The following is a 16,543-nucleotide window of genomic DNA, read 5'->3' on the forward strand; positions in this document are numbered from 1 at the left end:
TCGTTTCAGGGGGGGGCGCCAGGCCTTGATCCCGCGTGTGCCGCCGATCCATTAGCATGGCTCGCGTGCCCCGGCACTGCGCCTGCCGGGTGCAGCCGGGGCGACCTCTTGAGGATGACCTGGAATGGAAGCTCTGATTGTCCTGCTGGTGCTGGTACTGCTGGCGATCCCGCTGCTGCTGATCGTGGCGCTGGTGATGATCGCGGGCCTGCGCCGTCGCGTGGCCGCGCTGGAACACCGCGCGGCCGGGTCTGCCTGGGACGCCGCGCCGGCGCCAAGCGAACCGGAAAGGCCGCTGCGGTGGACGGATATTGAATCCGTGGACACCGTGGCCGCGCCGCTGGACTTCGCCATGCGGCCAGCGGTCGAGACGCCCGTCCAGACCCCGGACGCGGTCGCTGCCCCCGCAGCGGCAGCCATGATGCCGCCCCCGCTGCCGCCCCGGCCCGCGCCGCCGGTGGCGCCGGTTGAACCACCAGGCCCCGGCATCGGCGAGCGCATTATCGGCACCCTCAAACAGTGGTTCACCGAGGGCAACGTGCCGGTCAAGATCGGCATGCTGGTGCTGCTGGCCGGCGTCGCCGCGCTGCTCAAGTACGCCAGCGACCAGGGCTGGTTGAACGCACCGATCGAGCTGCGCCTGGCCGCCATCGCGCTGGCGGCGCTGGCCGGGCTGGTGTTCGGCTGGGTGCAGCGCGATACCCGGCGCCTGTTCGCGCTGGCGCTGCAGGGCGGTGCGATCGGCATCCTGCTGCTGACCATCTTCGCCGCGTTCAAACGCTACGACCTGATTCCCGCCGCACCGGCGTTCGCGCTCAGCGTGCTGCTGGTCGCTGGCATGGGTGTGCTGGCGGTGGTGCAGAACTCGCGCACGCTGGCCGTGCTCGGCATTCTGGCCGGCTTCATGGCGCCGATCTGGCTGTCCACCGGCAGCGGCAACCATGTCGCGCTGTTCTCGTATTACGCGGTGCTCAATGCGGCGATCCTGGCGATTGCCTGGTGGCGCCCGTGGCGCGCACTGAACCTGCTCGGTTTCGCGTTCACCTTCGGCATTGGTACGGCCTGGGGCGTGCTCCAGTACAGCGCGGACAAGTTCGCCAGTACCGAGCCGTTCCTGCTGCTGTTCTTCGCCTTCTACCTGCTGATTCCCATCCTCTATGCGCGTCGGCAAAGCGCGGAGAAGCGCGACCTGATCGATGGCAGCCTGGTGTTCGGCACGCCGCTGATCGCGTTCTCGCTGCAGGCAGGCCTGCTGCATGACGACCGCCTGCTGCTGGCGTTGTGCTCGCTGGCATTAGCCGCGTTGTATGCGGGGTTGGCGTGGGCGCTGATCAAGCGCGAGCGCTATGCCGCGCTGGGGCAGTCGCATGCGGTACTCGCGGTGGGCTTTGCGACGCTGGCGGTGCCGCTGGCGCTGTCTGCACGGGCCACCGCCAGCGTGTTCGCGCTGGAAGGGGCTGCCTTGGCCTGGCTCGGGCTGCGCCTGCAGCGCTGGCTGCCGCAGATCACCGGTGCGTTGCTGACGCTGGGGGCCGCGTTCGGCTTCGTGGTCGGCGCGGACTACTGGCATCTGGACGCCACGGCCATTGCCAACCCGACCTTCATGAGCGGCCTGCTGCTGGCGCTGGCCGGTTTTGCCGCGGCCTTCAGCTATCGCCGTGCGCAGCGCGATGCGCCGGCCATCGTCTATTACCTGTGGGGCCTGCTGTGGTGGCTGGGCAGTGTCACCCACGAGATTCTGCGGTTCGTCGCGCACCGCAGCGAACCCGATGCGCTGCTGATCGCTGCGGCCGTCACCGGGTGGCTGGCCGCCGAGATGCATCGGCGCTGGCCGGCACGCGCACTGGTGCTCACCACGCTGGCGATGGTGCTGGCCGCGTTCCCGCTGGCGCTGTGGCAGGCGGACGTGCATGACCAGCCGTTCGCCGGTTATGGCGCACTGGCCTGGGCAGTGTTCGCGCTGCTGGGCGTGCGCAGCCTGTGGTGTCTGCGCGCTGGCGACGACCGTACGTCGCTGGCGGCGCAGTTCCTGTGGTGGTTGCTGTGGCCGTCCGTGGTGTCGCTGGCCTGCCTGTGGCTGGCCGACCGTTTCGCGCTGGCACAGGGCTGGGGCCTGGCCCTGATGCTGCTGCCGTGGCTGCTCGTCACCGCAGTGGCGCTGCTGCGCTGGCGCTGGCTGACCGTGCCGCTTGGCGAGCGTTTCGATCCGATGCGCACGCCGCTGCAGGGCACGTTGTTCGCGGTGCTTGGCGTGAGCTGGGCGGGCCTGTTGCTGGTCCCGGCCGGCGCTGCACCGCTGCCGTGGCTGCCGCTGCTCAACCCGGTGGAACTGGCGCAGCTCGCCGTACTGGTGCTCGCCGCGCGCTGGCTGTGGTCCGCGCAGGCGCCGGATGGCCTGCGTGCGGTGCGCATACCGCTGCTGGCGATTGCCGGCTTCGTCGCCCTGACCAGCATCACCCTGCACGCCGTGCATCACTGGGGTGGGGTGCCGTGGAACGAGCGCTTGTGGTCCTCGACTCTGGCCCAGACCAGCTTGACCGTGGTGTGGAGCGTGCTCGGCGTGATCAGCTGGGTGTGGGGCTCGCGCCGCGGGCAACGCGCGCTGTGGCTGGTCGGTGCGGTGCTGATGGGCGTGGTGCTGGCCAAGCTGGTGCTGATCGACCGCCAGCACCTGGGCAACCTGCTGGGCATTTCTTCTTTCATCGCTTACGGCCTGCTGTGCACGGTCGTGGGCTATCTGGCACCGGCGCCGCCGCGCGCGCCGGACCCCGCCGTGGAGCCGCAGACTTGATGACCTTTCGCCCCCTGATCCTCCTCACCGCGCTGGCGCTTCCGGCGCTGGCGCAAGCCCAGGCCCAGGCCCAGGTCACCGATGACCGCCAGGCCTATCGCCAGCAGTGGCCGCTGCAGCTCGCGCAGCCGCAGGCCGGTGCCTACCGGCTGACGCTCGACGAGGGCGTCTACCGCACCGCGGTGTCGCCACGCCTGGCCGACGTGCAGGTGTTCAACGCACAAGGCCAGGCACTGCCCTCGTCGCTGCTGGCCGCCGACCAGCCACTGGCCCAGGCCCCGCAATGGCAGACGCTGTCCTGGTTCCCATTGCCACCGATGGCCGGCACCTCCGGCGATGATCTGCAGCTGCTGACAGAGCGCAATACCGACGGCAGCGTGCGCCGGGTGGAAGCGCGGCTGGGGCGCGGTGGCGCGGCCGGGCAACCGGCCGGCTGGTTGATTGATGCCAGCGCGCTGAAGACCGGCGTGCAGGCGCTGCGCCTGGACTGGCAGACACAGTCGCCGCTGCAGGCGCGCGTTCGCGTGGAGATGAGCAACGATCTGCGCGATTGGCTGCGCATCGCCGACGACGTGCCGCTGGTGGACCTGCAGTACGAAGGTCGCCGTCTGCAGCAGCGCCGCATCGAGATCGCGCGCCAGGCCAAGTACTTCCGCATCCTGCCGATCGGCGCCGATGCCTTGCCGGCGCTGTCCACGGTGCAGGCCGAGCTGGCGCCGGCCGCGCAGGCGATCGCGTGGCGCTGGCAGTCGCTGACCGGTACCGCCGGCAAGCCCGGCGAATTCGAGTATCAGCTGGACGGGCGCTTCCCGATCGCGCAGGCCGATATCGCCACCGCCGACAACAGCGTGGTGCAGTGGACGCTGTTGAGCCGCGATGATGCCGATCAACCGTGGCAGGTGCGCGCCGGCCCGTGGGTGGCCTATCAGCTGCAGGACGCCGCCGACCGTCGCCAATCGCAGACCCAGCCGCTGGCACGCAGCACGCGTGACCGTTACTGGAAGCTGGTGGCCAGCCAGCCGCAGTCGATGCCGGCGCCAACACTCAAGCTTGGCTATCAGCCCGAAGCGCTGGTCTTCCTCAGCCAGGGCGAGCCGCCGTTTGCGGTGGCCGCCGGCAGCCTCCGTGCCGAACGCCAGGAGGCGCCAGTGGCGACGGTGATCGCGCAGTTGCGCGAGCAGCATGGCGCGCAGTGGCAACCGGCGCAGGCCACCGTGCAGGGCGCACCGGAACTCCTCGCCGGCGATGCCGCAGTGGCCCCGCAGCGCGACTGGAAACAGTGGCTGCTGTGGGCGCTGCTGGTGATCGGCGTACTGATCGTCGGCGGCTTTGCGGTGAGCCTGCTGCGCCAGCCGCCCAGGGACGGAGGTAGTTAAGCGCGCTTAACTACCTCCGTCCCTGTTAAGTAGCACCCGCTTAACTACCTCCGTCCCTGTTATGGATTTGCGATGCACCCGCGCAGCCGGGACAATGATCGTCTGCGCCGCAGGGCGCCCTTCCTTCTTCAGAGCCAAAGAGTTGCTTATGTCCATCGTTCGCATGACCGACCTCGATCTCTCCGGCAAGCGCGTGCTGATCCGCCAGGATCTGAACGTGCCGATCGACAACGGCCAGATCACCTCCGAGCAGCGCATCACCGCGTCGCTGCCGACGCTGAAGCTGGCGCTGGAGAAGGGCGCCGCCGTGATGGTGACCTCGCACCTGGGGCGTCCGAAGGAAGGCGTGTGGAGCGAGGCCGAATCGCTGGCCCCGGTGGCGCTGCGCCTGTCGCAGCTGCTGGGTGTCGAGGTGCCGCTGGTGCGTGATTGGGTCGATGGCGTGGACGTCGCACCGGGTTCCATCGTGCTGCTGGAAAACTGCCGCATGAATGTCGGCGAAGGCAAGGACGATGAAGCGCTGGCGAAGAAGTACGCCGCGCTGTGCGATGTGTTCGTCATGGATGCCTTCGGCACCGCGCACCGCGCGCAGGCCTCCACCCACGGCGTGATCCGCTTCGCTCCGGTCGCCGCTGGCGGTCCGCTGCTGATGGCCGAACTGGACGCGCTGGCCAAGGCGCTGCTCGCCCCGGCCCAGCCGCTGCTGGCGATCGTGGCCGGCAGCAAGGTCAGCACCAAGCTCGAACTGCTCTCCAGCCTGGTCGGCAAGGTCGACCAACTGATCGTCGGCGGTGGCATCGCCAACACCTTCATCGCGGCCGCCGGTTACTCGGTCGGCAAGTCGCTGTATGAGCCGGACCTGCTGGACACCGCGAAAAAGATCGTGGCCGATGCCAAGGCGCGTGGCGCCGACATCCCGCTGCCGACCGACGTGGTCGTGGCCAAGCAGTTCCTGCCGGACGCCGATGCCACGGTGAAGGCCGTCGCCGACGTGGCCGAGGATGACCTGATCCTGGATATCGGCCCGGATACGGCCCAGCACTACGCTGGCCTGATCGCCAAGGCCGGCACCGTGGTCTGGAACGGCCCGGTCGGCGTGTTCGAGTTCGAGGCCTTCAGCCATGGCACCGAGGCGCTGGCCCGTGCCATCGCGGCCTCACCGGCGTTCTCGATCGCCGGTGGTGGCGACACCCTGGCCGCGGTCGACAAGTACGACATCGCGGGCGAGGTGAGCTACATCTCCACCGGTGGCGGTGCGTTCCTGGAGTTCCTGGAAGGCAAGACCCTGCCGGCCGTCGCCGCGCTGGAGGCCCGCGGCTCGTGAGCCGCGATGTGCTTTTCTTCGATCTCGACGGCACGCTGATCGATTCGGCCGTCGGGATCACCGGGTGCGTGGCGCATGCGCTCACCCAGATGGGCCTGCCGGTTCCGCCGCAGGCGGACCTGCGGCGCTGGATCGGGCCGTCGCTGCGCACCAGCTTCGCGCCGTTGTTCAACGATCCGGCCCAGGTCGAACAGGCGGTGACGTATTACCGCGAGCGCTTCGACGTGGTCGGCTGGCGCGAGCACGAGGTCTACCCGCGGATCGGCCAGGTCGTGCAGGCCTTGAAGGAACGCGGCCATCGGCTGGCGATCGTCACTGCCAAGAACGAGCCGCACGCGCGTCGCATCGTCGAGCACCTGCCGTTCGGCGACTGCTTCGAGGACGTGATCGGGGCCACCCCGGATGGCAGCCGCAGCGAGAAGCCGCAGCTGGTCGCCGAGGCCCTGCACCGGCTGTCGCTGACCCCGGCGCAGTGCTGGATGATCGGCGACCGGCGCATGGATATCGAAGGCGCCCGCCATCATGGTCTGCGCAATATCGGCGTGCTGTGGGGCTTCGGCGGTGCCGAAGAGCTCACGGCCGCCGGGGCGGCGCATCTCGCGCAGGCACCGGACGACCTGCTCACCCTGATCGATTGAGGGTCGCGGCGGCGATCCGTACGCCGCCGCATGTCCTGCGCAAAGCCCCGCCGCGATTGGCGCTGGCCGCCGGGCGGTCAAACGACTGTCCGCCCGGTCGTCTCGGGCTGTCTGCAGGACAACAGCGAAACCCAAGCGTGCCAGCGGTGTAATCGTATTCATGGGACGTGACGGGTGTGCTAATTTCACTCCTTTAACGGGAGCCCATTAACCATGATTGAGCGTCAGCGTCGCACCAAGATCCTTGCCACCCTCGGACCGGCAACCGACCCGCCGGGCGTGCTGGAGGATCTCTTCCGCGCCGGCGTGAACGTGGTTCGCCTCAACTTCAGCCACGGTGACCCGTCCGGGCAGGCCAAGCGCGCCGCCGATGTACGTGCCGCCGCCGCCCGCGTGGGCGTGGAAGTGGGCATCCTGGCCGATCTGCCGGGCCCGAAGATCCGTATCGAGCGTTTCGCCGAAGGCAAGATCAAGCTCAAGGCGGGCGACCGCTTCGACCTGGTTGCCTCGGCCACCCCGCCGCCGGGCGACACCACCCAGGTCGGCGTGAGCTACCTTGGCCTGCCGCAGGACGTGGTCGCCGGTGACGTGCTGCTGCTCGACGATGGCCTGATGCAACTGCAGGTGATCGAAGTGCAGGGCGAACGCATCATCAACACGGTGCTCAACGATGGCGTGCTGTCCGACCGCAAGGGCCTGAACAAGCAGGGCGGTGGCCTGTCGCTGGGCGCGCTGACCGAGCGCGACAAAGAACTGATCGGCATCGTGGCCAAGATCGGCGTGGATTTCATCGCCGTTTCGTTCTGCCGCAACGCGCAGGACATGAACGACGCGCGCGAGATCGCCGAGTCGCACGGCTGCTACGCCGCGCTGGTCTCCAAGATCGAGCGCACCGAAGCGATCGAGAACCTCGAAGAGATCGTCGACGCCAGTGACGTGGTCATGGTCGCGCGTGGCGATCTGGGCGTGGAAATCGGCGATGCCGAACTGCCGGGCCTGCAGAAGAAGATCATCAAGGCCTCGCTGGCGCAGAACAAGGTGGTGATCACCGCTACCCAGATGCTGCAGTCGATGGTCGAAAGCCCGATCCCGACCCGCGCCGAAGTACTGGACGTGGCCAACTCGGTCATCGACGGTACCGATGCGGTGATGCTGTCGGCCGAAACCGCCGCGGGCATGTACCCGGTCAAGGCGGTCGAAGCGATGGCGCGCATCTGCCTCGGTGCCGAACGCCAGTTCCAGACCGAGACCGATTTCGGCGCCTCGCCGCGCAACCTGGAACGTGCCGATCAGGCGATCGCCATGGCCACCATGTTCCTGTCCCAGCACGTGGGCGTGCGCGCGATCGTGGCGATGACCGAATCCGGTGGCACCGCGCGTTACCTGTCGCGCTTCCGTGCCTCGGCACCGGTGTTCGCGGTGACCCGCCATGACGGCGCCCGCCGCCAGATGGCGCTGATGCGCGATGTGTTCCCGATCAACTTCGACAGCCGCGGCCTGACCCCGCGCGAAGCCGCGCGCGGCAGCATCCGCCTGCTGTTCGAAGCGAACCAGCTGCAGAGCGGCGACCGCGTCGTCTTCACCAGCGGTGAGCACATGGAAACCCATGGTGCCACCAACACGCTGCGCCTGCTGGAAGTGGGCGAAGACGGCCGTGCGAGCGGTCTCGGCGAACTCTAACCGACCCACCTCGAAAGACCCGGACCCGCGTGGCCTCACGGCCGCGCGGGTTCGTCGTTTCAGATGGAATCGTTTCCAGATTTCGTGGACGGCCAGTTCACGGGAGGCGGGGTCTATAATTGGCGTTTTCCCGCACCCGCCACAGGAAGTACATGAGCATCGAACAGCTGGCTGAAACCGCACAGGCCATGGTCGCCCCGGGCAAGGGCATCATCGCGATCGACGAATCCACCGGCACCATCGGCAAGCGCTTCGCCAGCGTCGGCCTGGAGAACACCGAGGAGAACCGTCGCGCCTACCGCGAACTGCTGCTCACCACGCCCAAGCTGAACGAGCACATCTCCGGCGCGATCCTGTATGACGAGACCATCCGTCAGTCCACCAAGGATGGCGTCCCGTTCGCCAAGTACATGGCGGCCCAGGGCATCATTCCGGGCATCAAGGTCGACAAGGGTGCCCATGCCCTGGCCGGCTGCCCGGGCGAGCTGGTCACCGAAGGCCTGGATGGCCTGCGCGAGCGCCTGCAGGAGTACTACAAGCTGGGTGCGCGCTTCGCCAAGTGGCGTGCGGTCATCAACATCGGTGAAAGCATCCCGTCGGGCACCTGCATCGAGTCCAACGCCCACGCGCTGGCCCGTTATGCGGCGCTGTGCCAGGAATGCGGCCTGGTGCCGATGGTCGAGCCGGAAGTGATCATGGACGGCGACCACGACATCGAGACCTGCTACGAAGTCACCGAAGCCACCCTGCGTTCGCTGTTCGACGCGCTGTACCAGCAGAACGTGCTGCTGGAAGGCACCATCCTGAAGGCCTCGATGGTCATCTCCGGCAAGGGCTGCGAAGAGCAGGCCGACGTCGAGGAAGTGGCCGAGTCGACCGTGATGTGCCTCAAGAGCACCGTGCCGGCGATCCTGCCGGGCGTGGTGTTCCTGTCCGGTGGCCAGAGCGATGAGCAGTCCACCGCGCATCTGAACGCCATGAACCAGATGGGCAACCTGCCGTGGCCGCTGAGCTTCTCCTACGGCCGCGCCATGCAGCAGGCTGCGCTGAAGCTGTGGGCCAAGGACACCAAGGCCAACATCGCCAAGGCACAGCAGACCGTGTTTGATCGCGCCAAGGAAAACGGCCAGGCCGCCCTGGGCAAGTGGAACGGCTGATTCACGCCTGACCACCGTCAACGAAAACGCCGGCCTTGTGCCGGCGTTTTTGTTTGCGCGGTGGTTTGCTCAGTGCGCCGCCGCCGGCGGTAATCCCATCGCCAGCGGCGCGAAGATCGCCGAGGTTGACGGCTCGACCGGCTGACCCAGCGCGGCCAGCGCCGACTGGTAGGCCTTGTACGTGGCCGCGTTGTACGCCACCAGGATGATCCGGCGTGGCTGGTGGTGCGAGCGCTGCCAGGTCAGGGTTTCGGTGGCGGCGATATGGGCGGCCTGGTGCAGCGGGTACCCGAACACCCCGCAGCTGATCGCCGGGAAGGCGATGGATTCCAGTTCCAGCTTTTCAGCCAGCTGCAGCGACTTCCAATAGCAGTTGGCCAGCAGCGCCGGCTCGTCGCGCAGACCGTCCTGCCAGACCGGGCCGACCGTATGGAACACGTGCTTTGCCGGCAGATCGAACGCCGGAGTTTCGCGTACTTCCCCGGTCGGGCAGCGCATGCCGGGGCGGATCTCCGGCAGGGCGCGGCAGGCGTCGAGCAGCTGCGGGCCGGCCGCGCGATGGATCGCGCCGTCCACGCCACCGCCGCCCAGCAGGGATTCGTTGGCCGCATTGACGATCGCATCCACCGCCAGGGTCGTGATGTCGCCCTGCCACACTTCGATCTTCATGCGTACCGCTCCTTACGTGCTGATACCGGGTCCATACAACGAAATGACGTGCCTGCGCTGCACCGTAACCTGCGCGACATCTAGGCTGCGTCATCGTCGTCTCAGGCAGTGCGACCCGGCGGGCACTGGCTGACGTTCACACGATGCCGCCGGATCGCTTCACGGAAGATGAAGCGCGTCACCACGCAGAACGCCCGCCGATCAAGGCGGGCGTTTCGTTCATACGGACCAACGCCGGGATCAGGGCAGACCGGCCAGCCAGTCGTCGTCGGAGCCTTCGTTGATGTCGGCGAACAGCGGGGTGGAGAAGTAGCGCTCGCCCGTGTCGGGCAGCATCGCCAGGATCACCGAGCCGGGTGCGGCCTTGGCGGCGATGTCCAGCGCGCTGGCGACCGTGGCACCGGCCGAGATGCCGACGAAGATGCCTTCCTCGGCCGCCAGCCGGCGCGAGGTCTCGATCGCGCGGGCGTCGTCGATGGTCAGCAGTTCATCGTAGACGCCGCGGTTGAGCACCTCCGGCACGAAGTCCGGGGTCCAGCCCTGGATCTTGTGCGGCTTCCACTCGTCGCCTTTGAGCAGGGCGGCGCCTTCCGGCTCCGTGGCGACGATCCGGGTCTCCGGTCGCGCCACCTTGAGCACCTCGCCGACGCCGGTCAGGGTGCCGCCGGTGCCCCAGCCGGTCACGAAGTAGTCCAGTCGCTTGCCGGCGAAATCGCGCAGGATTTCCGGGGCGGTGGTGTTGCGGTGATAGGCCGGGTTGGCCGGGTTGGCGAACTGACTGGCCAGGAACCAGCCGTGTTCCTCGGCCAGTTCCTTCGCCCGGCGCACCATGCCCGAGCCGCGCTCGGCGGCCGGGGTCAGGATCACCTTGGCGCCATAAGCGCGCATCAGCTTGCGGCGCTCGATGGAGAAGGTCTCCACCATCGTGGCCACGAACTTGTAGCCGCGCGCGGCGGCCACCATCGCCAGCGCCACGCCGGTGTTGCCCGAGGTCGCTTCCACGATGGTATCGCCGGGCTTGAGCAGGCCCTTGGCCTCGGCGTCGAGAATGATCGCCAGCGCCAGGCGGTCCTTGACCGAGCCGCCGGGGTTGAACGACTCGACCTTGGCGTACAGGGTGACGTGCTCGGGGGCGAGACGGTGCAGGCGCACCACCGGGGTGTTGCCGATGGTGTCCAGGATGGAGTCGTACAGGGCCATGGGGATGCTCCGGAGAAGTCGGTGCCGCCCGGGGGCCGTGCGGCAGGGAAGGGTCGGGCCGGTGGCGGCGCAAGGCGCCCGCGCGCGGCCGGGCCGGGGTCGGTCAGACCGTACCGCTGGCATATGACCGCGCGAAATGACCTGATTACCTTCTTAAACAACGTTTGGTTATAAGCTGGTGACGGCATTTGCCCTACAGTCGGATGGCCCCTCTCCATGCGCCGTATCGCCCGCCCATGACGCTGACTCAACTTCGCTACCTGGTCGCCATCGCCGACGCCGAGCTGAACATCACGCTGGCGGCGTCCCGTGTGCACGCCACCCAGCCCGGCCTGTCCAAACAGCTCAAGCAACTGGAAGATGAACTCGGCTTTCTGCTGTTCGTGCGCAAGGGCCGCAGCCTGGAAGCGGTGACCCCGGCGGGCGTGGAAGTGATCGGCCGTGCCCGCGCCGTCCTGGGCGAGGCCAACAATATCCGCACCTATGCGGCCAACCAGCGCCGTGAAAGCCAGGGCCAACTGGTGCTCACCACCACCCATACCCAGGCGCGCTTCGTGCTGCCTCCGGCAGTGGCGCGCATCAAGCAGGCCTACCCGCAGGTCAGCGTGCACCTGCAGCAGGCCGCTGAAAGCGACGCGCTGGACCTGCTCAGCCAGGGCGATGCGGACATCGCCATCATCAGCACCGCGGGCGGTGAGCCCACTGCCGGCCTGGCCATTCCGCTATACCGCTGGCGCCGGCTGGTGCTGGTGCCGCGTGGGCACGCGCTGGATCGCCCGGGCGCGGCGCCGGACCTGCAGGCGCTCGCCAGCCACCCGCTGATCAGCTACGAATCCTCCACCCGCGGCAGCTCCTCGCTGCAGCGCGCCTTCGCCAGCGCCGGGCTGACCCCGGACATCGCCTTGACCGCCCTCGATGCGGACCTGATCAAGACCTACGTGCGCACCGGCCTTGGCGTGGGCCTGCTCGCGGAAATGGCGGTCAACGCCAGCGATGAAGACCTTCGGTCCTGGCCGGCCCCGGCGCCGATCGACGAGTGCATCGCCTGGGCGGTGCTGCCGCGCGACCGCGTGCTGCGCGATTACGCGCTGGAACTGGTGCACGTGCTCGCCCCGCAGATCGATACCCGCGACCTGCGCCGGGTGATCGACGGCAACCAGGAGGCCAACTGGCCGCTGCCGCCGACGTGGGAATCGCTGACGCAGACCATCACCGTCTAAAGAGGGTGATGGCTGCCAGCGCATTCCACCGCTCCCCCGCGTCGCAGGCAGTGCGCACTTCGACATGCGTTGATACATGGCGTTACACGCGCCAGGCCCCCCAGCACGAAAGGGCTTTCGCCCGTCACCGGTAGATGTGAAGACGCCGGTAAACGCTTGGCACATATGCCTTCACCCGGGCCCTCTATACACTCGGCGGTCGAGAAACAACCGGGATTGCATTACATGTTGGGACGCATCGCAGCGCGCTTCGCCGCTGGCATCGCCTTGGTCGCTTTGGCAGGGTGTGGCAGCAAAGACGAGGCCGCTCGCCGGCAGGCAGACGCCGTACCGGTCACCACCCAGGTGGTGCAGACCTCGGCATGGAGCGACACCCTGCAGGCGCTGGGCACGGCCAAGGCGCGCGAGTCGGTGACGGTCACCGCCAAGGTCAGCGAAATCATCGAAACGGTCCACTTCGAGAGCGGCCAGCAGGTCACCGCCGGTACGCCGTTGGTGACCCTGCGCGGCCAGGCCCAGGAAGCGGCCCTGCTGCAGGCCCAGGCGACCTTCCAGGAAGCGGATCAGCTGTACAAGCGCCAGCGCGAGCTCGCGGCCCAGCAACTGGTGGCCAGCTCCACCCTGGATACCCAGCGCGCCATCCGCGATGCCGCCGAGGCGCGCGTGCGTGAAATGCAGTCGGACATCGGCGACCGTCGGGTGCGCGCACCGTTCGCCGGCGTGCTCGGCATCCGTCAGGTCAGCGCCGGCTCGCTGGTGACGCCGAGCACCGCGATCACCACGCTGGATGACATCGAGCGCATGCACGTGGACTTCCAGGTGCCCGAGGCCGAGTTGGCCTCGCTGAGCAACGGCGACAAGGTCACTGCCACCAGCGTGGCCTACCCCGGCCGCAGTTTCGAAGGCGAGGTCGCCACCATCGATACCCGTGTCGATCCCGGCACGCGTGCGGTTACCGTGCGCGCGGACTTCATCAATGCCGACCACGCACTGCGCCCGGGCATGCTGCTGGACGTGCGCATGTTCCGCCCGGAGCGCCAGGCGCTGGTGATCCCGGAGATCGCGGTGGTCCAGGTCGGTCGCGATTCCTACGTGTTCCGGGTCAAGCAGGACCAGAGCGTGGAGCGCGCCGATATCATCGCCGGTGGGCGCCGCAGCGGTGTGGTGGAAATCCGCGAAGGTCTCGCCGTGGGCGACCGCATCGTGGTGGACGGCACCGGCAAGCTGCGCCCGGGCCTGAAAGTGCAGGCTGATGAGGCCGCGCCCGCAACCTCTGCACCGGCACCTGCCACCCAGCCGGACACCGCCGGATGAAACTCTCCGACATTTCCATCCAGCGGCCGGTCTTCGCCGTGGTGATGAGCCTGCTGCTGGTCGTGCTGGGCTTCATGTCGTTCACCCGCTTGACCCTGCGCGAGCTGCCGGCGATCGATCCGCCGATCGTGTCGGTCTCGGTGGATTACACCGGCGCGTCGGCAGCGGTCATCGAGAGCCGCATCACCCAGGTGCTGGAAGATGCCCTGGCCGGTATTGAAGGCATCGACACGATCAACGCGCGCAGCTCCAACGGGCGCTCGCAGGTCAGCATCGAGTTCACCTCCAACCGCGATATCGAAGCGGCCGCCAACGACGTGCGCGATGCGGTGAGCCGCGTTGCCGACCGCATGCCCGAAGAGGCGCGGCCGCCGGAAATCGCCAAGGTCGAGAGCGACGCTGACCCCATCATCTGGCTCAACATGAGCTCGACCTCGATGGATACGCTGGAGCTGAGCGACTACGCCGACCGCTACATCGTCGACCGCTTCTCCAGCCTGGATGGCGTGGCCCAGGTGCGCATCGGTGGCCGCCAGCGCTATGCGATGCGGATCTGGCTGGACCGCGACCAGCTCGCTGCGCGCGGTCTGACCGTAGGCGATGTGGAAAGCGCGCTGCGCAACGAGAACGTGGAACTGCCGGCCGGCCGCATCGAATCGGCCGACCGCGATTTCACCCTGCGGGTGGAGCGCAACTACGTCAAACCCGAGGACTTCGCCGGCATCCCGCTCGGCAAGGGCACCGACGGTTACGTCGTGCGCATGGGCGATGTGGCCAAGATCGAACTGGCCTCGTCCGAACGCCGGGCCTACTACCGCAGCAACGGCGAGCCGAACATCGGCCTGGGCATCGTCAAGACCTCCACTGCCAACGCGCTGGATGTCGCCCGCGAAGCACGCGCCGAAGCCGACCGGATCAGCAGCACGCTGCCGGAAGGCACGCGCATCTTCGTGGCCTTCGACAACACCACCTTCATCGAGGCGGCGGTCGATCGCGTGTACGCCACGCTGGTCGAGGCGATGCTGCTGGTGCTCGCGGTGATCTGGCTGTTCCTGGGCAGTTTCCGCGCGGCGTTGATCCCCGCGGTAACGGTGCCGGTCTGTCTGATCGCCGCCTTCATCGCGCTGTACGCCTTCGGTTTTTCGATCAATCTGCTGACCCTGCTCGCGCTGGTGCTGTGTATCGGCCTGGTGGTGGATGACGCCATCGTCGTGGTGGAGAACGTGCAGCGTCGCATCGATCTGGGCGAGCCACCGCTGGTCGCATCAAAGCGTGGTACCACCCAGGTGGCATTCGCGGTGATTGCCACCACCGCGGTGCTGGTCGCGGTGTTCCTGCCGGTCGGCTTCCTGGAAGGCAATACCGGCCGCCTGTTCCGCGAGCTGGCCGTGGCGCTGGCCGCGGCGGTGGCGCTGTCGGCGTTCGTGTCGCTGACGCTGACCCCGATGATGGCCTCCAAGCTGCTCAAGCCGCATACCGGCCAGGCACCGAAGGGCCTGCATGGAGTGATCAACCGCAATCTGGATCGCCTGTCGGCCGCGTACGGGCGCTTCCTGGAAGCGCATGTGACCCGCACGTGGGTCTACATCGTGGTGATGATCCTCTCGCTGCTGGCCAGCGCGCTGCTGCTCAAGGTGCTGCCGTCCGAGCTGGCCCCGGCCGAAGACCGTGGCTCGTTCCAGATCATGATCGATGGCCCGGAAGGTGCCGGCTTCGACTACACCGTCGGCCAGGTCCAGCAGGTCGAGAAGATCGTCTCCGGCTTCGTTGGCGAAGATGAGCCGATCGTGCGCGCCAACCCGCGCGTGCCCGGTGGCTGGGGCTCCAGCGAAGAAATGCACACCGGCCGCATCAGCGTGTTCCTGCAGCCATGGCGCCAACGCGATGTGTCCACCCCGGATGTGGCGGCCGAGCTGCAGACCCACCTCAATGACCTGCGGGGCGTACGCGTGCGCACCCAGGTCGGTGGTGGCCTGGTGCGCAGCCAGGGCCAGCCGTTCCAGATCGTGCTGGGGGGGCCGGAGTACGCGGAAATCGCACAGTGGCGCGACCGCATGCTGCTGCGCATGGCCGACAACCCGGGCCTGGTCGGCACCGACTCGGACTACAAGGAAACCCGCCCGCAGATGCGCGTGAACATCGACCGCCAGCGTGCGGCCGATCTGGGCGTGTCGGTCACCGCGATCGGCAGCGCGCTGGAAACCATGATGGGCTCACGCCGCGTCACCACCTTCGTCGACAACGGCGAGGAGTACGACGTGCTGGTCCAGGCCGGTCGCGAAGGCCGTGCCTCGCCGGCCGATCTGGCCGCGATCCGCGTGCGTGCCAGTGGCGGCGAACTGGTCCCGCTGTCCAACCTGGTCACGCTCAGCGAAGTAGCCGAAGCCGGCAGCCTCAACCGCTTCAACCGGCTGCGCTCGATCACCATCAGCGCCGGCCTGGCCCCGGGCTACCCGTTGGGCGAGGCCATCGCCTGGGCCCAGCAGGTGGCCAGCGAGGAGCTGCCGCAGCACGCACAGATCAGCTGGAAGGGCGAATCGCGCGAGTACCAGAATGCCGGCAGCGCCGTGCTGCTGACCTTCGCGATGGCCCTGCTGGTGGTGTTCCTGGTGTTGGCCGCGCAGTTCGAGAGCTTCATCCATCCGCTGGTGATCATGTTGACCGTGCCGCTGGGCGTGCTCGGCGCGTTGCTGGGGCTGTATGTCAGTGGTGGCACGATCAACCTGTTCAGTCAGATCGGCATCGTGATGCTGGTGGGCCTGGCGGCCAAGAACGGCATCCTGATCGTGGAATTCGCCAATCAGCTGCGCGATGAAGGTCGCAACGTGCACCAGGCCATCGTCGAATCGGCGATGGTGCGCCTGCGCCCGATCCTGATGACCTCCATCGCCACCGTGGTCGGTGCGATCCCGCTGGTGGTGGCCGGTGGCCCGGGTTCGGCCAGCCGCGGCACGATCGGTGTGGTGGTGATCTTCGGCGTGACCGTGTCCACCTTCCTGTCGCTGTTCGTGGTGCCGGCGTTCTACTCGCTGCTGGCCCCGTACACCCGCTCGCCGGAAGCCGTGGCCCGCGAACTGGCCCGCCAGGAAGCGGAAACGCCTTCGGTCGGTGGCCATGCCTGACCCGAATGGGCGGCAATGCCGCCCATTCATCGAAATTGCCACTACGCAGTCC

General features: G+C 67.8%; 11 protein-coding genes. 9 read left to right on the forward strand and 2 right to left on the reverse strand.

What is annotated here, in order from left to right; all coding sequences use genetic code 11:
- The first annotated feature begins 124 nt into the window (after window positions 1-124).
- The 6 genes from EDF74_RS12045 to EDF74_RS12070 all read left to right on the forward strand — a co-directional run bounded on the left by EDF74_RS12045 (window position 125) and on the right by EDF74_RS12070 (window position 8,966).
- Window positions 125-2,791, forward strand: coding sequence for a DUF2339 domain-containing protein (locus tag EDF74_RS12045; protein ID WP_123730333.1), 2,667 nt, complete (start codon window positions 125-127; stop codon window positions 2,789-2,791).
- Complete coding sequence (locus tag EDF74_RS12050; protein ID WP_260232252.1) at window positions 2,791-4,167, forward strand: DUF3999 domain-containing protein; 1,377 nt, start codon at window positions 2,791-2,793, stop codon at window positions 4,165-4,167. The genes EDF74_RS12045 and EDF74_RS12050 overlap by 1 nt, the downstream gene beginning before the upstream one ends.
- 148 nt (window positions 4,168-4,315) lie before the next feature.
- A complete protein-coding gene (locus EDF74_RS12055; protein WP_123730335.1) occupies window positions 4,316-5,491 on the forward strand; it encodes a phosphoglycerate kinase in 1,176 nt (391 codons plus the stop codon).
- The gene (locus EDF74_RS12060) at window positions 5,488-6,129 is read left to right on the forward strand and encodes an HAD-IA family hydrolase (RefSeq protein WP_123730336.1); all 642 of its coding nucleotides are present in this window, start codon (window positions 5,488-5,490) and stop codon (window positions 6,127-6,129) included. Before EDF74_RS12055 ends, EDF74_RS12060 begins: the two co-directional genes overlap by 4 nt.
- Window positions 6,130-6,342: 213 nt before the next feature.
- On the forward strand, window positions 6,343-7,809 hold the full coding sequence (gene pyk, locus EDF74_RS12065) for a pyruvate kinase (protein WP_123730337.1): 1,467 nt from the start codon (window positions 6,343-6,345) through the stop codon (window positions 7,807-7,809).
- Window positions 7,810-7,961: 152 nt separating this feature from the next.
- On the forward strand, window positions 7,962-8,966 hold the full coding sequence (locus EDF74_RS12070; protein WP_123730338.1) for a class I fructose-bisphosphate aldolase: 1,005 nt from the start codon (window positions 7,962-7,964) through the stop codon (window positions 8,964-8,966).
- A gap of 69 nt (window positions 8,967-9,035) precedes the next feature.
- On the opposite strand, the gene EDF74_RS12075 is transcribed toward EDF74_RS12070, so the two are convergent.
- On the reverse strand, window positions 9,036-9,635 hold the full coding sequence (locus EDF74_RS12075) for an O-acetyl-ADP-ribose deacetylase (RefSeq protein WP_123730339.1): 600 nt from the start codon (window positions 9,633-9,635) through the stop codon (window positions 9,036-9,038).
- A 240-nt stretch (window positions 9,636-9,875) separates the two neighbouring features.
- Window positions 9,876-10,835 carry a cysteine synthase A gene (gene cysK / locus EDF74_RS12080; RefSeq protein WP_019183911.1) on the reverse strand — a complete coding sequence of 320 codons (960 nt, stop codon included), beginning with the start codon at window positions 10,833-10,835 and terminating at the stop codon, window positions 9,876-9,878.
- 236 nt (window positions 10,836-11,071) lie between these two features.
- Between cysK and EDF74_RS12085 the strand changes: the two genes are divergently transcribed.
- The 3 genes from EDF74_RS12085 to EDF74_RS12095 all read left to right on the forward strand — a co-directional run bounded on the left by EDF74_RS12085 (window position 11,072) and on the right by EDF74_RS12095 (window position 16,491).
- Window positions 11,072-12,055 (forward strand): LysR family transcriptional regulator, encoded by a 984-nt coding sequence (locus EDF74_RS12085; RefSeq protein WP_121039345.1) that lies wholly within the window; start codon window positions 11,072-11,074, stop codon window positions 12,053-12,055.
- A 225-nt stretch (window positions 12,056-12,280) separates the two neighbouring features.
- Window positions 12,281-13,369 carry an efflux RND transporter periplasmic adaptor subunit gene (locus EDF74_RS12090; protein ID WP_123730340.1) on the forward strand — a complete coding sequence of 363 codons (1,089 nt, stop codon included), beginning with the start codon at window positions 12,281-12,283 and terminating at the stop codon, window positions 13,367-13,369.
- Window positions 13,366-16,491: an efflux RND transporter permease subunit gene (locus EDF74_RS12095; RefSeq protein ID WP_123730341.1), complete on the forward strand. Its 3,126-nt coding sequence runs from the start codon at window positions 13,366-13,368 to the stop codon at window positions 16,489-16,491. Before EDF74_RS12090 ends, EDF74_RS12095 begins: the two co-directional genes overlap by 4 nt.
- The last annotated feature ends 52 nt before the right edge of the window (window positions 16,492-16,543 follow it).

Source organism: Stenotrophomonas rhizophila, assembly GCF_003751305.1.
Taxonomy (GTDB): Bacteria; Pseudomonadota; Gammaproteobacteria; order Xanthomonadales; family Xanthomonadaceae; genus Stenotrophomonas; species Stenotrophomonas rhizophila_B.